The organism is Aurantibacter aestuarii (genome assembly GCF_003008425.1).
GTDB lineage: Bacteria > Bacteroidota > Bacteroidia > Flavobacteriales > Flavobacteriaceae > Aurantibacter > Aurantibacter aestuarii.
Window position 1 is genome coordinate 32807 of record NZ_PXOQ01000010.1, and the last position, 17178, is coordinate 49984.

The following is a 17178-nucleotide window of genomic DNA, read 5'->3' on the forward strand; positions in this document are numbered from 1 at the left end:
AATTATAAACAATTTACATTAGGAAACAATTGCTGCATCAAACCTTTTTTGTGATTTTTCAAGTTTTTTATTTTTATTTTTTGTGCTTTTATTAAATCATCCGCACTAGAAAAACAATCAGCAATTTTTTGTTGTTCTTTAGGGTCTTTTGGTTTTAAAATATCAAGTTTAGAGTAGACAGAAATCCAATGCCTTTTATGTGTACTTACTTCAAATTTTAAGTTTTGAATAGTCTCAAATAAAAATTTAATATTATTATCTCCTTTAGATAACAAAATTTTCATTGCTGAAGATTTAGCTTTAAAAGGAAAATCTACAAACTTTGTTGCTGTTGTGAAATCATCAAAAATAATAATAGGAAGATTTTTATTAAATATACCTTCCTGCTCATTTGTATAACCCAAAATAAAAGTTTTACCTGCTGTTAATACAGGTGTTTCAAACTTATCATCATAATCAGTACTACTAACCAAATAAGGTGTAGGCTGTAAATAATCAAGACAATTTCCTAAAGTTGTTTCAATCCAATCTCCATCATTTTTAAACTCTGGAAAACGGTATAGTGGTTTGGTTTCTCCTTTAGCAGGAAATAACTGTTGTAACAAGCCTTTTTTATGGTCTTTTAGTAGTTCTAGTTTTTCGGTTTCTGCTGTTATTAGATTATCTAATGAAGATAAACAATTGGCTATTTTTTGTTGTTCTTTTGGGTCTTTTGCAAGAGGGATTCTTATTCTTTCTAAGTTTTTTCTATTTAACTTGGGTTGTGCTTTACCAGTTAAATATTCTTCAATACTTTTCGAATTGATATATTTCTGAACTAGAATTTCTGTTGATTTGTTTTCAAACTTGAGAACGTGTGCGTGATTATTTACCCAAGTTTTACCAGAGATTGAATATGCTATTGGGTAATTTCTATCCAGTAAATTAGCACCATCTTCAGAAATTAATAATAATTCTTCATCAAAGATGAAATCTTTTACATAATCAATAACTCCAGATGCACCATAATAAGGAATATCACCTTTTTCTCTTTTATTACTTGTTATCGGTATTCTTCTGTTGCTTAAATTATCGGCTAACGAACCCAAATTTTCAATCGTCCATTCATTTTTAAAATCAGGAAAACGTAATACAGGTAAAATATTATCTTTTTTTTCTTTATTCATAAGCGTTTAATCCTGCTATTTCACGCCCTTGGGCTAATTTATTTAATAATGGGACTAAGTCTTCCATTAAAGACAATTCTTTTACTCTTCGGTCTTTCCAACCTAATTCTAAAGGTTCTAATAAATCGGTTAGTTTTTCACCATCAAAAATCATACGGTTCATAATTTCATTTATAAAATCATTTAGACTTTCTTCTGTGAGATTGTGCTTATCTGCAATAGTTTGTATTTCTTTTGCTGATTTTTCATCTTTAAATTTTTGATACCCCTGACGTATGTCTTTTTCATCTAAACCATTACCAACCTCTAAAGTATTTATGTAAGCAATAATATCTTCACGTTCGTCCATTAAATTGGAACTAGAACCTAATAGATTTATTAATTCTTCACGTGTCATTTTATGCTTAGTCGGTTTGTCTTGAGTGTATTTTGCTATTAAACCAATGATATAATCATAATCTATCACCGCAGAAGAAAATAATACAAATTCAAAATCTAATTGCTGTACATCTTCTGGTACTTTATCTCCTTGTTTGTTTTGTGCTGCTTGTAAACGTTTAGCTGTATCTATATATACTGATTTAAATGAACGCAAATCGTCTGTTGGTAATAATGCTTCAATCACTTCAGTTTGTTCTTCTTCTAAATCTGTATATTGGTCTAGTTGTGTTTTGTAACGTTGTATTTCTTTAAAGGCATTTATAAAACCTGCACGTGCTTCATCTCCTTTTAAATTACTTACTTCTGAAGGCGAACAGTCTAGTCCTTTAGCCTCCATAAATTGGTTTAATTGTTCTACTGCCTCTTTATATTTTTCTATTACTTTAGGCGCTGCATCTACCAACCAAATTTCTTTAGCCTTTTCTATTTTAGCTCCAGAGAAACGCATCATTGCTTTATTAACGTCTTCTTCTTGGTCTCTAAACACTAAAATATTACCATAAGGCTTTGTATCATTTATAACTCTATTAGTACGAGAATAGGCTTGTATTAAACCGTGATACTTTAAATTTTTATCCACATACAACGTATTTAAATACTTAGAATCAAAACCAGTTAGTAACATATCTACTACTATCATCACATCAATTTTACTTTTGTGAGGATAATCTGCATTTGTATATTTTTGGTCTTTTATACGTTGCTGAACATCTTGATAATATAAATCGAAATCTGCTATTCTATGGTTTGTATTGTATTGCTTATTGTAATCTGCAATAATAGTAGCTAAAGCTTCTTTCTTTTTATTAGGTTCTACTGCATTATCTGCTTTTTCTTGCGGTAAATCCTCTTGTAATTGCTGAACATCTTTATTGCCTTCTGCTGGTGGTGAAAATACACAGGCTATTTGTAAAGGCTTATAATCTTCATCTTCGGCTAATTTTTCTGATTGTAGTTTTTTAAACGTTTGGTAATACTGAATAGCATCATTTATAGAAGCAGTAGCCAATACTGCATTGAAACGCTTGTAATGTGTTGCTTTATCGTGTTTCTCTAATATCGCTTTTGTAACCGCTAACTTATGTAAATCATCACCTACCGTTACTTTTTCTTCTGGTTTAAAATAGTCGATATGAAAACGTAATACATTTTTATCTTCTATTGCATTGGTAATGGTATATGCGTGTAATTCTTTTTGAAAAACATCTTCTGTAGTTTTGTAAGATGCTGTTTCTCCTTCAATAGTTTTATAAGTTGCATTTTCTTCAAAAATAGGTGTTCCTGTAAACCCAAATAGTTGTGCTTTTGGAAAGAACTCTACAATAGCTTTATGGTTTTCTCCAAACTGTGAACGGTGGCACTCATCAAAAATAAATACTACTCGCTTATCTTTTAAAGGTTCTAAATGTTCTATATAATTTTTATCGTTTTTAGTATCTAACGCTAAACCTAATTTTTGAATGGTTGTAACAATTACTTTATCTGCGTAATCTGTAGACAACATTCTTTTTACCAATGTTTTTGTATTGGTGTTTTCTTCTACACTACCTTCTTGAAATTTATTAAATTCTTCCCTAGTCTGTCTATCTAAATCTTTTCTATCGACTACAAACAAACATTTTTCAATATCATCATTATCTTTTAAAAGTGTAGAAGCCTTAAAAGAAGTTAGCGTTTTACCACTTCCTGTAGTATGCCAAATATATCCGTTTCCTCTATCTTGCTCTATACAATCTACAATAGCCTTTACTGCATATATTTGATATGGTCGCATTACCAATATTTTCTGTTCGGTTTCTACTAAAACCATATAGCGACTAATCATTTCACCTAACGTACATTTGGATAAAAATTTATCTGTAAAATCGTCTAAGTGGTTTATTTTAGAATTGTCTTCTTTTGCTAAAGTATAGACAGGTAAAAACTGCTCATCTGCATTAAAAGCAAAATGTTTGTTGTTATTGTTAGAAAAATAAAAGGTTCTGGTTTTATTACTGACTATGAACAATTGCATAAAGCACATCAACGAGTTGGTATAACCGTTTCCTATATCATTTTTATAGTCAACTATTTGTTGCATTGCACGATTAGGACTAATTTCTAAGGTTTTTAGTTCTATTTGTACAACGGGAACACCATTTATTAATAAAACAACATCGTATCTATGATTGCTACTTTCTGTATTCATACGAAGCTGATTAATAACTTCATATTCATTTTTACACCAATCTTTTATATTAACTAAGGTGTAATGTAAAGGTGTATCATCCTCTCTAATAAATGTATTTCTTTTTCTTAAATGATTAGAAGATTTAAATACATCTGGATTTATGATTTCAGTTAGTAATTTCTCAAATTCAGTATCTGTTAACTTAACCCTATTCAACGCTTCAAACTTTTCTCTAAAGTTTAACTCTAAAGCTTCTTTAGTTCTTATATCTGTACGATAATTATATTTTAAATCAGATAATCTTTTGATTAATTCTTCTTCTATTTGCTGTTCTTTTGTCATAAAATATAAATAGAATTACATTCTTTATTCTCTACAATATTTTGGAGAATCAAAAGAATGTTTTATAAAAAGATAAATATAGGATATAAAAAGACTTATTCAAATCTAATACTACAATTAACTCTACTTAGTTTGAGTCATTTTATTAAATTTCAGCTCTTCATTTAAAATGGTTGTTCATTTACTAAAAGACTATATTAAATTGAAACTATGGTTGTTGGTTGTTGGTTGTTGGTTGTTGGTTGTTGGTTGTTGGTTGTTGGTTGTTTAAATATAATAGCTTACAACCATATAAATAAAAAAAATGAGCTAATTCCTTACACACAGGCTAGAATTGCCATAGGTGGAATTAACTCATCATATAGCAAAATTATTAAATATAATTAGCAAAAATTTTACTATTTACACTTTAAACTCTTGTTGTTGAGTGGATTAGTTGAAATGTTAGTTATCAAATGAAATTTCAAACAATTTAGATTCCCATTAAATATTTATTTACTCTAATATTTAATTCTCTTGTTGAGGATTTTTTCCCTTCCATCAACCACTCTTCTATTTCATTTTTATAAAAATAAAGTTTTCTTCCTTTTTTAATATAGGGTATTAAATTTCTATGCGTATAACCATAGATTGTTGGTACGGTTAATTTTAAAAAATCGGCAACTTCTTTAATTGTCAACAACTCTTTTTTTTCAATTTCATTAACTTTTATTTTGTTTATTAATACTTCTATTTCATCAAGTCTGTTCATTATTATTTCAAAGGGATTTTCCATAATTTTTAAGGTATTTTAGAATTAAACATCAATTTATAGTTTAAACTAATATCACACCTAAAATTTCACAACATACTTCTATAATTAAACTCCAGAATTGTATTCCAACACTAATAGAAGTAAAATCATTTGGTTTAAACAAAGTTATTCAGGAAAACCAAATGACCTTTAAAACCAAAAAATATAAAAATTAACTTGTGATTAGGAAAAATTAAAATAGAGGAAAATTGTAGTTTTTGTTCGTTTTTAGTGCTGGTTACCAAACTTTATTTAAATTGTTACCGTCTGGAAACCAACGGTAACTCATCTTGGTAACCACCTTATTTAACTGTTTTTCAATAGTTTACACATGGAGGTTACCAAGTTACCAAAAAAATAGAATTTTAATTTCTAAATTAATTTATTTTAATTTATTTCCACTTTTCAAAAATTTTCATTCGACTATAAAATTATTTTTGGAATGTAAGAAAACAATATAAAATTGTTGGTTTTGTTTGTTTTGAGTACTGGTTACCAAACTTTATTTAAAATGTTACCGTCTGGAAACCTATGGTAACCCCTCTTGGTAACCGTGATAATTTACTGTTTTTCAATGTTTTACGTATACAGGTTACCAAGTTACCAAAAAAATAGAATTTCAATTTCTAAATTAATTTTTTTAATTTATTTCAGCATTTCTAATATTCTCATTCGCTTTTAAAATTTCTTTTGGAGTGTATGCATCAGTTTGCAAACTACTATGATGACGAGCTTGATCTCGAACCGAAATTAATGGAACTCCAGCTTTTAATAAATTGGTAATTCCAGTATCTTTTAAACTATACCATTGGTATTTATTTTCCAATTTAAAATTTGACCTCATTTTATCCCATTCATCACTAATTTTTTTTGGTTTTAATTGAGTTTTACCAACATCAAAATTTGAACTAAATAAATAATCTGTTTGTTTTGCATTTTTTAAATGTTCTACCAAAATTGGAATTAAAGCATCTGGAATCGTAACAGGCTGACTTTTTTTGTTTTTGGCAGTTTCTTTATCAACGTAAATAATACCATTTTTTAATACTATATCGCTAACCTTTAATTTTGTCATTTCTGTCCTACGGATTAAACAATAATAACAAGTCAAACACATGACATAATAACCGTAATTAAGTTTTTTTAAATATTTAAATATTTCTTTACGTAAGTCATCAGGAATAACCACTCTAGTTTTTGTTTTAGTAGTCATGGTTTCAATTCTTAAACAAGGATTTTTACTTATATAACTATTTCTAATAAGCCAATCACTAAACGTTTTTATAAAATGGAGATAATTATTTCTTGTTCTAGCTGAATTTTCACGGTCATAATAGATTACATCTAAGAATTCATTTACAAAATCCGCATCAAATTTCACAACAAACATATTTTCATTTCCACATTCAATAATATAATTGTTGATGTTATTTAAGAATGAACGATAAGATCTTAAAGTATCTATTCTCTTATCTCCATTTTTCACTTCAATTTCAATACGTTTTATAAATATTTTAGAAACATCTATAAACTTATTAAATCCTTTATGCTCAGTTTCATTAATAAAAGGATTAAAGCCTCGCTCTAGTCTTTTATTCAACTCAACAATCATTCTTCGAGCAATTTTACGTCTTTCCGTCTTGTTTTTTAGAGGTTTTACGCGCACTTGCTTACGCTCAAGCTTTTCTGTAAAAGGGTTTTTTACGTAGTAAACAATTTCCCAGCGTTTGTTTTCTTTTAATTCAGCTGGTAAGTAGTCAATTAAACAAATCTTTTTTTGAGAAGTTTCCATTTTTTTTTTACTCAATTATTCAAATTGTGTAAAAAATGGTTTATAATTTGTTTTGTGGCGTTTTTGTGGCGCCTATTTTGCTAAAATAATGAAAACCACTGTATTTACAGTGGTTTTCAAATAATTAGTAGCGAGAACTGGACTCGAACCAGTGACCTTCGGGTTATAAGTTCGACTAATAGAAATATAATACTCTGTTTATCATTGACTTATATTTAAATCATATTCAAAACCGTATGCACTTTCGTATGCAGTATTTTTTTGAGTTTGATGTTTGGATTAAACATTAAATTTTGAATAAATATATTATAATTTTACTTATATATGGAGTTTTTTTTAATAACGGATTTTATCCTTTACAAATAAGTAAATTACTTACATCTTTTGAATTTACGAACTTCAACTACATAATCAAAAAAAATCCCTATATCACTACAATTTATCATATAAATAAGTATTTTTATATGTATACAACTAATATGATACAATATGAGCCAACTTATGGGAAAATCGATATTAGTTATTTTTCTATGAGAAATAAACTATACTTTTTTGCAATTTTCATTTTAGTTTATAAACTATGAATACTTTTCCCAATATTTCTTTAAGACATTTAAAACACAAAAATCAAAATAATATATGTTTGATTTTTCCCTACAATGAAACCTTGATTAATATTTCTAAAAAAGAGTTAAAGGCTAAATGGAGTAAAACACATAGTTGCTGGCATGTAAAAAACACCCCGACACAATTAAAATTAATATTTAAGGTTTTTAAAGGTCATGCAAATATCAAATCAAACGAGTTATTTGATAAGCCTATTATTAAGAATGAACAATCTTCTAAAAAGAAAAGTCGTAACCTAAACGATGAACAAAAAAATACATTAAACAATTTTTATAAATATCTAAAAGGAAAACGATTTAGCAAAAGTACTGTCGATACATATACTTACCTAATTGCTGACTTTATTGAATTTCATAACCAAAAACAAATAAAAGAGTTAAACTCTAGAGATGTAGAGCTTTTTAATGAATACAAATGCACACAAAAGTACAGTGTAAATACACAACGTCAATTTACAAGTGCTCTAAAATGGTTTATTAAATTTTATCCCACAATACAAATAAGTGAGTTGCATTTATCGAGACCAAAAAAATCAAAAAAACTACCTATTGTACTTTCGCAAGAAGAAGTTATTAAATTAATTGCAGTAACAACAAACCTAAAACATAGAGCAATTATTGCTTTAATTTACTCATGTGGCTTACGTATTAGCGAGATTATAAATTTAAAATTAGAAGACTTGTTTATAGATAGAAGGCAAATTGTTGTAAAGGATGGAAAAGGAAGAAAAGACCGTTATGTCACTTTAGCTGAAAGTTTTTTACCTCTTTTAAGAAATTATTTAACAAGCTATAACCCAAAAAAATATTTTATTGAAGGACCTAAAGAGGGAAAATACAGCTCTAGTAGTATTAGAAAGTTTTTAACAAAATCAAAAATGAAAGCTGGCATAAGAAGACCAATAAGCCCACATACTTTAAGACATAGTTTTGCGACACATTTATTAGAAAATGGTGTTGGACTAAGACACATTCAAGAACTATTAGGACATGCCAAGCCTGAAACTACAATGATCTACACTCATGTTGCTAAAAAAGATTTATTAGATATAAAAAGTCCTCTAGATACTGCTATAGAAAAATTAGAAAAAACTCAAAATGAAGAACAAAAGTTCCTTATATCCGGAAAATAAGATTGAAAAAAGTGTATATTTATCCACATATAACAAGTTGTAAAACATTTGACCGAATCAACAAATATGGAAATTGACCACATATTTATATTTTCAAATAATGACGGAAAAGAAGCCGACAAATTAGTTGAGTTTGGTTTGACCGAAGGAAGTAATCGCATTCACCCAGGACAAGGAACAACGAATCGAAAATTTTATTTTGAGAATTTTTTTCTCGAAGTTCTGTGGGTCATTGACGAAGCCGAAATACGAAGTGACTTGACTTCTAAAACAAAACTTTGGGAACGTTCACAATTTCATAAAAATCACTTTTCACCTTTTGGCTTGTGCTTAGTCAACTCAAAATTGACTGACAAGCTTTTTGAGCAAAGCCAGATTTATCAGCCGAATTATTTTCCAAAAGGAATGTCAATTGACATAATTACCAACGAAAAAAATGCAAATTTACCTTGGACTTTCAGACTTCCATATCGTGGCGAAAAAAAAGTCCATAATGAACCAACAAATCACAAAAATGGAATACGAAAACTAACTCATACGGAATTTGAAATGCCATCTAATAAGGACGAGAAAGAATTTAAGACCTATTTTAAGAGTTGTGAAAATATTAAATTCAAAAATGGACAACGAAATCATTTAACTCTTGAATTTGATAATAAAAGTCAAAAGAAAGAAATGGAATTTAACGAATTGAATTTAATCATAAAATACTAAATAAAAACGTTTTACAACAATGGCTATAAGTAATTGCTTGTTCTCGCCTACTTCTGAAAATCCTCGCGGATTTTCAGTTTGGTGCGTACTTGCAAAGTTAATTGCTAAATCACGCAACTACTCATAGCCGAGACCGTTAGCAAACATATGACCAGACCAACAAAAATACTTCTACCATTCATATTTTTATTGCTAATAATAAGTTGTGCGGACAAAAAACCTGAAAAACAAACTTCTGAATTTGACAAAGTTCTAGGAATTCAAAATGTTGCTACTTTAAACTTTCTCGTTTCCGATTTTGAGAATGACTTTTTAAAAAGACAATATCCGAAATTGGACACAGAAAATGCCTATCGACAATTTTTGACCGAATTACGTGATGAAAAAACCAAAAATTGGAAAAGCATATCCCAAAAGGCAAGGAACAAATTTAAATCCAGTGACTTACGACTTGAAATGTACGAATTTCCAGATTCAGTTTGGATTTTAAAGAATAGCACTTTTGACAAAATAGAATCGGATTCTTTACCTTTTTTAAAAAGTCCTTTTCCGTATGTTAAATCGAGATATAAATACACAAATCCTGACGGAACTATTGAATATACTTATTCCCGAAGTTCTGGAGAAAACATATCCGAAGTTCATTATGACTCTATAATAAAACGAGAATTGAATTCACCTGATTTCAATTATATTGGAAAGTTTTTACAAGCATTGGAATCAATAAAAGAGAAAAGCGAATTTCACAAAGAATTCTATGAGACAAAGAAAAGTGCTGGATTTTTATTCCCTGAATCGACTGCGAATGTTATGTTGAATTATAACATTGATTTGAACGACAAACTGAATAGAAAAATAATTGTACTCGAATTAGCATATTGAAAATGAACAAAATACGTTTGCTAACAACGTGTATAATTAATTGCTTTGGTCGTTGCCTATTTGGAAAATTCCTTCGGAATTTTCTCGCGTTCGTTTTTGTTTACTAAATTAGTTGCTGAAACACGCAACTAACCATACACAAAACCGTTGTGAGCAATGCGAAAAACCAATCAATGAGAAAAATCAGAATAGCAGTAATTGGAATTGTTGGTTTGTCAATAATTTCTTGTCAATCTAAAAAATCGACATCAAATTCGAAATCTGAATACTTCACAGACTCAATTTATAGCAAGTCTCTGAATGAATTCCGTAAACATAATATCTATCTACCAAAAGGGTTTGATAAGACCAAAAGATATCCGATTATATACTCAACAGATGGCAATGAAATTAAAGAATATAGTTTTTATCAAAAAACATTGGATTCCTTAATCCAAAATAACATTATTAAACCTACAATTTTAATTAAAAGTTTTTCGAACAAAAAAATTGCTGACAGTAGTGGAACAAAAGGAAATGGTGACAAATTGTATTTGGCATACAGATATTTTGAATATGTCAATCAATATTATTCCGACACTCATAGCCCAAAACTTGCAAAAAGATTCGAAAACCATATGAAGTACTTTACTGATGAATTAATACCTCACATAGAAAATAAATTTGACCAAAAACTGAACAAAGAAAACAGATACTTTTATGGCGTTTCTAATGGTGCAGGTTTTGGATTAAGTATGTTAAATAGTCATCCAGATATTATTGGAACATACCTTTGTTTCTCAACATTTGGTGGAGATATTCAAACTAATAATTGGAAACCTAACGTAAATTATCCTAAACTTTATTTAGAGTATGGTAGTGAAGAACCTTTCTTTCTTAAAGAGGATGCGGACTTCTTAAGGACAAAATATAACGAATTGAGTTTATCTGCTGAAATTAATGAATTTGATGGAGGACACGACTATAAAAAGTGGAATGAAAAGTTTATTGAAATCATAAGTAAGGAATTAGCAAACGAATAAAGCACTGCTCACAACAATGTGTATAGCTCATTGCTAATCAGTTTCTTAATCCAAAGTTAAGGCATATTTGGAAAGTCGCCAAATTTTTAAATTTGACAATTTCCAATAGAAAAGATAAATAGTAAAATTTAAAAATCTGGCTTGTGGCTCAACCGAAAATTAATCGCTAATTTACACGCAACGAGCCATACACCAGACCGTTACCCACCATTTGAAAAAAACATCGTACATACAATTCAAAATGCCGAAAAGCGAGTACAAAACTCAAGCTGACGGGAAGTTTAAGCGGAATTTCAAAAAAGCTTTGATTGGCATTTTGAGTACGATTATTCCAAAAGCTAATCCTGACTTTGAAGAAAAAATCGACTTTGTGGAAACGTGGATTGTTGAACTTGACAACGAAACTGGAATTCCAAAACGTGAAATTGGAATGGATAAAGACGGACGTATAATTCTAAAAATGCCGTACAAAAAGAATTATGGTTTTTGGACTGACAGCAATTTAGTATTTACTGATTTTAAAAATGAATTTGATACTTCGGAAATTACTAAAGACACTTTTGAAAACTATTGGAATTTATTTGAGAAAACAGAAGATTTTGAAATTGAATTAACCGATTATAAAATACAATCGACTGGTGCTGATGGCGGACATAAATATTTAAAGTCTAAAGTTGACTTTAAAGAGCAAAAACGAGAAATAATTATCTTGTTCACAAATAAAAAAGACGAACAAAGAATACTTGATTTGAACAAAATAAGAGTACGTGGAAAAATAGTTGATGACGGAATTGAACAACCACTAACTCTATATGAAACAAAATTAATAACCGAATAAAAACGGTGGGTAACAATGTATAACCGCAATTACGGCGGATTCGACTACGTCCGAATCCACTCGGAATTGCTAACGACAGTGCTAAACCGAATTTTAACGCATATCAACCCGTAACTGACGGTTATACGAGCCGTTGTGTTTCATACTGAACCAGCCGCATATTTTAGCACTTTCGGTTTTTCCACACACAATTCCAACGCTCTAAAAACCAAAAGAGCTAAAATTTCCCAACGCTGAATCTGAATGCTAACTATAGTCTGTTGTTTAAGATGAATACTAAAGTTAGCTTTGCATACTTTAGTTAGCAATGGATTCAAAACAAAAAATACTGATAAAATTTGGAGAAAGAGTTCGTGAAATACGCAAAGAAAAAGGACTCTCACAAGAAGAGTTGGCTCACATAGCTGATTTACACAGGACTTATATTGGTATGATTGAGCGAGCAGAAAAAAATATCACTCTCATTAACATTGAAAAGATTGCTAATGCTTTAGAAGTAAAAATTAATAATCTAATCAATTAGTTTTATGCCAAGAAAATCATTATCAACATTTAATAATCTAAATAAAGAAGAGCTACTTGATATAGTCAGAACAGAAGCTGGAGAAAGAATTAATGATTCATTAATGGTAGTAGCAAACAGAGTAATTGAGCTGCCTGAATGGTCTTGTACCATTAATATAAAAGCTGGAGAAGATGCTACCGATTTTATGAAAAAATGGACTAATAAATTTCTAAAAGGTTATGACAATAGACCATCTCAAAGAACAAGTAACCCAATAGGAACGCAACACGACCCAATTTTAGATGAAATTATTTCGTCAAGAGTAAATCATACTACTGAAGACGACCTTGAAAATATCAAATATGGTCATAGGTTATCAATGTCAGCAGAAAATATTGCAGGAGGTTTTCTTGAAGAATATATTGCTGAAGAATTAATTTCTCAAGGTTGGCATTGCTGTTGGGGCGAGACTATGAAAAGCATTGACTTCTGTAATGTTGATGACCAATTACTTCAAGTAAAAAATAGTGATAATAGCGAAAACAGTTCGAGCAAAACTGTAAGAGACGGAACACCTATTAAAAAGTGGTTTAGAAGATTTTCCAAAACTGGAGCTACAAATTGGAGTGCTTTAAACGAATTAATAGGTATTCAAAATGAAGTTGAACATCTTGATGAAGAGTCATTCAAAACATTTGTTCGAAATGCAGTTACAAATAATCCAGGCTCAATTTTTTTAGAAGAGGACAGCCCTTTTTATGGGAATAACAATCAAAATAACGATAGTTGATTTTTTTCCTTTTCCTCGATTAGCTTTCTTGCTCTTTTTTCAAAATCTAAAACAAAAGATTCGCTTGATGTATTCAAGTAACGAGAATATTTAAAATTTGGAATATTTTCCACTTTTTTATTCTTCGATAAAGAAATTATAAGTTGGCCAATTGCTTTACCAACACTTACTGGAACTGCATTGCCAATTTGCTTATATTTATTAATCAAACTTCCTTTTATTTCCCATTCATCAGGAAATTCTTGAATTCTCTTGTACTCTAATACACTCAATGGTCTATCTTCTTCTGGATGACCTAAATCAGTTGCAGGCATAGCAGGATGCGTGACAAGTGTAGGAGATGGTTTATCCCAAGAAAGTCTTCTAAAGAAACCCGTTTTACCACCACCTAAATAGTACGATTTTCCAAGTGCTTCTTTTTGTAACTCTTCAGTTAGATTGCGCCAATTTTCACCAGCTTTTAGTAAGCGATAATATTTTAAGCGTTTCTCTGGAAATTTGATGAATTCATTATTATTACCATTCAAACCTTTTAAAGCAGACTTTAAAACTTTCCATTTTTTTAATCCAAATTCACCATCTTTTGAGTGAGTTGGCTTTAAATAAGGTACATAATCGTTCACTCTTGAACAGACTATAATAACTCTTTCTCGACTTTGTGGAGTTCCATAATTGGCAGAGTTATATAAATTAAAAGAAAGTTGGTATCCTGCATCACGTAACCTATTATAGATATAATACATTGTCGCACCTTTAAGTTCTTTCAACTCTGGAGCCAAGAAAATCTCTTCTTCTTCTTTTAAATCTATAGAGTAAGTTGCAGACAACAAACCTCTTACGTTTTCAATTACTGCGAATTTTGGCTGAATATTCTCAATTACTTCAATAAATTTCAGAAATACATTTCCTCTTTCATCTGCTAATCCCCTTCTATTTCCAGCTGAACTAAAAGCTTGACAAGGTGGTCCACCTACTATTAAATCTACTTCTTCTCTATTTTCCAATCCTGCATATTCTAAAATTTCTTCAGTAGAATAATTTCTAATGTCACCAATAAGTCCAATTTTAGGATTATTTGCAACAATGGTTTCACGACTTGATTTATCAATCTCACAAGCTAATAAAGTTTTAAAGCCAACTTTATGTAAACCAATATCCAAACCCATTGCACCACTAAAGAAACTTAATAGTTTTAGGTCTTTTTTATTTGAGTTTTTAACTTGTGATTTTCTGTCGTCCATTACGCTAATTATAGTATGCAAATATATGTATATAAATTGGAATTGCCAAACGCATAAAGCCATACACATTTACAATTCGCTGCAGCCACCACACAACCCACAAATTGTAAAAGAGTATGTCTTTGCCAACGCAATCAACAACACGGAAAAAGTACGAAAACACAACAACGTATATAAAAAATAGCGGTTTTGGTGCTTTAACAAAATTGATTTTTATAGATTTATGGTCACTGTTAATCTGAAAAGTTAGCGCTTTAAAATCCGCTACTTTTCATATACAAGACCGTTGCCATTAATTTGAAAATGAACCTTACGAAAGAAATTAAAAATCGAAAAATTGATTTTGAACCTAAAGTTAAGGTATCAAATAATCGAATTGAAATTGAGAAAATAGGAATCGGAATTGAACTATCGGACAAATTTACTGTTGCGGATAAATCGGAATTTCGGAATTTTATATCCGACTATGAATTCCCTAAAAATTTGGAATTAAGTAAAAAGGACAGAGAAGGATTTGAAAAAGAACTTTTCGAGCCAATTTTCACTCTTTCGGACAAAGAAAATAATCGACCAATTATAGCCTGTTACCTTTTCAATGTTAATGACCTGAAAGGAAATACAAATCTAAATATTCGGAGCATCACGAAATATGAATTAATGTGGGCGGAATATGTTTTGGAATCGAAAAACAATCGGAGAGTAAGCGTTAAAAGAGTTGTTACGAATGGAATTAACGGCTCGATTTCGGAAAATTATTGGTTTGCTTATAAAAGTAAAAGTACTAATTCAGAGATATTGTCTCGTTTGCGGATTTTAAACTTGGAAATTAATGATTACGTTTTGACATTTTATATTGTGGATGATGAACAAAACTCTTTGAGCGAAACGGAATTAGAAAAATTCATAAACGGAATAAAAAACTAATGGCAACACCGTATATAAAAAATTGCTAGTTTTAGCTTAACCAATGTTAGTTGCTTTGTTTACTAGCTTCTGATTTTCCTTCGGAAAATCCTCGCACACAAACACGCAACTTTCCATATACAACAACGTTGGCACACATTTGAGAAATGACATTAATCATTGGAAAAAATATTGGAAATTCATTAAGAGTTGATAGCGATTCCAAGATTACAAATCCGAAAATTGCCTCGAATAGAAATAGTGTTTTTTCAGGATTATTAAAGTCCATAATTCTAAATCCATACATTTCTGTATCATATGCTGGTGGAGTAGAAACTGCGCAATCTGCAATCGAAGAGCTATATAAACTTCCAAATTTTAATATTAGCACAGTAAAAAAAGAGCTACTTGGAATTCATAAAGAAACTAATTTTGAAACTGACTTTTTAATTGCTTCAATTGAGAATCAAGGGTTACTTTATAAGATTTCAGAGGGAAAAATTGATGTTTCAAATCAAAGTCAATGGATAGGCGATTCTTCTGGTTTTAATATGTACCAAAGAGAGTTTATTCCAAACCTAAAAGGAACAGAACCAAAACAAATAGTGAAAGCTCACGAAAATGCATTTGAAGAAGTTGTTAAAAGTGGAAAAATAGAAAGTATTGGCGGATTTCATATAACAGTCCACACAACAAAAAATGGATTAGAATATTTAATGAAAATGTCTGTTTCAATTGGACAACCAACCTCAATGGTCGTTCAGGCAAATCAAGTAGTTCCAATTCCGTTTGGAGATGCGAAAACAGGTGCATTTTCATATAGTTATCTTATATCAAGTAATCCTTTTCATCCTGCAATCGGAATTTATTTTCCTATGGGGAATTTTGGAACTTTATACTATCCTCGTTTGACAAGGGAAATCTTAATGTTAAAAAATGTTGACGTATTTAATTTTGCTAAAAAAGTCAAAGAGGATTTTAAAATTGATTTAACTGGAATAGTTAAAGATGGAGATTTTATGAGGCGGATTTAAAAAAAACGTGTGCCAACACCGTATATAAGCTATGGCTTGGTCAGTCCTCACTTGGAAAATCCTGCGGATTTTCCAAAGATAGTTTATATTTGGAGTGGTCTGTGTCGAGACACGCCACAGCTCATATACAAAAACGTTGTGCGTAATATGAAAAACTGAATGGATTGTGAAAAAATAGATATGATTAAATTAATACTTCCAGCAATTCTCACCATTCTCGGAAACATAATTTTTTACTTATGGATAAAAAAACGTGTTGACCGTTAAATTGAACAATACAAAATAACTTACAGCGGAATTTTTAGGGAAAAAATAGACATCTATCGAGAAATTCTGGACAAGTCTTACCGAATAAAACTTCTGATTAATCGCTATCATTTGACTGGAGACGAAAAAATGGGTGCTGATTTTATCAAAGAAATTGAGGAATTTATAAACTTTTACCTAAAAAATCAACCATTCCTTTCTGAAAATATGCTTGACAAGCTAAAAAAAATACGCGCGGAATTTCAATTTATTTTTGACAATTCTTATCAATATTATTCCTTATCAAAAGTGAGCGGAATTCCTAAAGAAATGCGAACTGAAATGACTTTGAAATTCTTTGAGGCAGGAAATAAATTTAAAACTGATAATCCATTTAACGAATTAGAAACTGTAATCATTAAAGAAATGAGAGCGGATTTAAAAACTGACAACTTTGAAAAATAAAATACTACGCACAACAACGGCTATAGTTCATTGCTTCTGACTTTCCTCTCGGAAAGTCCTCGCAAATTTGCTATC

Annotated in this window: 15 protein-coding genes; 10 read left to right on the plus strand and 5 right to left on the minus strand. The window is 30.0% G+C overall.

Annotated elements, in window-relative coordinates:
- Positions 1-2 precede the first annotated feature (2 nt).
- The 4 genes from C7H52_RS10885 to C7H52_RS10900 form a co-directional block, all read right to left on the minus strand.
- Entirely contained in the window at positions 3-1166 is a 1164-nt protein-coding gene (locus C7H52_RS10885) for a restriction endonuclease subunit S (protein ID WP_106463949.1), read from the minus strand.
- Positions 1159-4119: a type I restriction endonuclease subunit R gene (locus tag C7H52_RS10890; RefSeq protein ID WP_106463950.1), complete on the minus strand. Its 2961-nt coding sequence runs from the start codon at positions 4117-4119 to the stop codon at positions 1159-1161. The genes C7H52_RS10885 and C7H52_RS10890 overlap by 8 nt, the downstream gene beginning before the upstream one ends.
- A gap of 472 nt (positions 4120-4591) precedes the next feature.
- Complete coding sequence (locus tag C7H52_RS10895; protein ID WP_106463951.1) at positions 4592-4894, minus strand: helix-turn-helix domain-containing protein; 303 nt, start codon at positions 4892-4894, stop codon at positions 4592-4594.
- Between the two features lie 658 nt (positions 4895-5552).
- Positions 5553-6704, minus strand: a complete 1152-nt coding sequence (locus C7H52_RS10900; protein ID WP_106463952.1) for a tyrosine-type recombinase/integrase — start codon at positions 6702-6704, stop codon at positions 5553-5555.
- Between the two features lie 643 nt (positions 6705-7347).
- Here C7H52_RS10900 and xerA point away from each other — a divergent pair.
- The 7 genes from xerA (at position 7348) to C7H52_RS10935 (ending at position 13214) form a co-directional block, all read left to right on the plus strand.
- The gene (gene xerA, locus C7H52_RS10905; protein ID WP_245918616.1) at positions 7348-8463 is read left to right on the plus strand and encodes a site-specific tyrosine recombinase/integron integrase; all 1116 of its coding nucleotides are present in this window, start codon (positions 7348-7350) and stop codon (positions 8461-8463) included.
- 48 nt (positions 8464-8511) lie between these two features.
- Positions 8512-9177: a VOC family protein gene (locus C7H52_RS10910; RefSeq protein WP_146130046.1), complete on the plus strand. Its 666-nt coding sequence runs from the start codon at positions 8512-8514 to the stop codon at positions 9175-9177.
- Between the two features lie 147 nt (positions 9178-9324).
- Entirely contained in the window at positions 9325-10059 is a 735-nt protein-coding gene (locus C7H52_RS10915; RefSeq protein ID WP_106463955.1) for a hypothetical protein, read from the plus strand.
- A 173-nt stretch (positions 10060-10232) separates the two neighbouring features.
- Positions 10233-11081: an alpha/beta hydrolase gene (locus C7H52_RS10920; protein ID WP_106463956.1), complete on the plus strand. Its 849-nt coding sequence runs from the start codon at positions 10233-10235 to the stop codon at positions 11079-11081.
- Between the two features lie 316 nt (positions 11082-11397).
- On the plus strand, positions 11398-11919 hold the full coding sequence (locus C7H52_RS10925) for a hypothetical protein (RefSeq protein ID WP_146130047.1): 522 nt from the start codon (positions 11398-11400) through the stop codon (positions 11917-11919).
- Positions 11920-12226: 307 nt separating this feature from the next.
- Positions 12227-12442, plus strand: a complete 216-nt coding sequence (locus tag C7H52_RS10930) for a helix-turn-helix domain-containing protein (protein WP_106463958.1) — start codon at positions 12227-12229, stop codon at positions 12440-12442.
- Positions 12443-12446: 4 nt separating this feature from the next.
- The gene (locus tag C7H52_RS10935) at positions 12447-13214 is read left to right on the plus strand and encodes a SinI family restriction endonuclease (protein ID WP_106463959.1); all 768 of its coding nucleotides are present in this window, start codon (positions 12447-12449) and stop codon (positions 13212-13214) included.
- Here the strand turns inward: C7H52_RS10935 and C7H52_RS10940 are convergent.
- Positions 13196-14455: a DNA cytosine methyltransferase gene (locus C7H52_RS10940; RefSeq protein WP_221405038.1), complete on the minus strand. Its 1260-nt coding sequence runs from the start codon at positions 14453-14455 to the stop codon at positions 13196-13198. The genes C7H52_RS10935 and C7H52_RS10940 overlap by 19 nt on opposite strands.
- Before the next feature lie 297 nt (positions 14456-14752).
- Between C7H52_RS10940 and C7H52_RS10945 the strand changes: the two genes are divergently transcribed.
- The 3 genes from C7H52_RS10945 (at position 14753) to C7H52_RS10960 (ending at position 17103) form a co-directional block, all read left to right on the plus strand.
- The gene (locus C7H52_RS10945; RefSeq protein WP_146130048.1) at positions 14753-15379 is read left to right on the plus strand and encodes a hypothetical protein; all 627 of its coding nucleotides are present in this window, start codon (positions 14753-14755) and stop codon (positions 15377-15379) included.
- A 146-nt stretch (positions 15380-15525) separates the two neighbouring features.
- Positions 15526-16392 carry a hypothetical protein gene (locus C7H52_RS13375; RefSeq protein WP_146130049.1) on the plus strand — a complete coding sequence of 289 codons (867 nt, stop codon included), beginning with the start codon at positions 15526-15528 and terminating at the stop codon, positions 16390-16392.
- Positions 16393-16770: 378 nt separating this feature from the next.
- Entirely contained in the window at positions 16771-17103 is a 333-nt protein-coding gene (locus tag C7H52_RS10960) for a hypothetical protein (RefSeq protein WP_146130016.1), read from the plus strand.
- Positions 17104-17178: the final 75 nt, after the last annotated feature.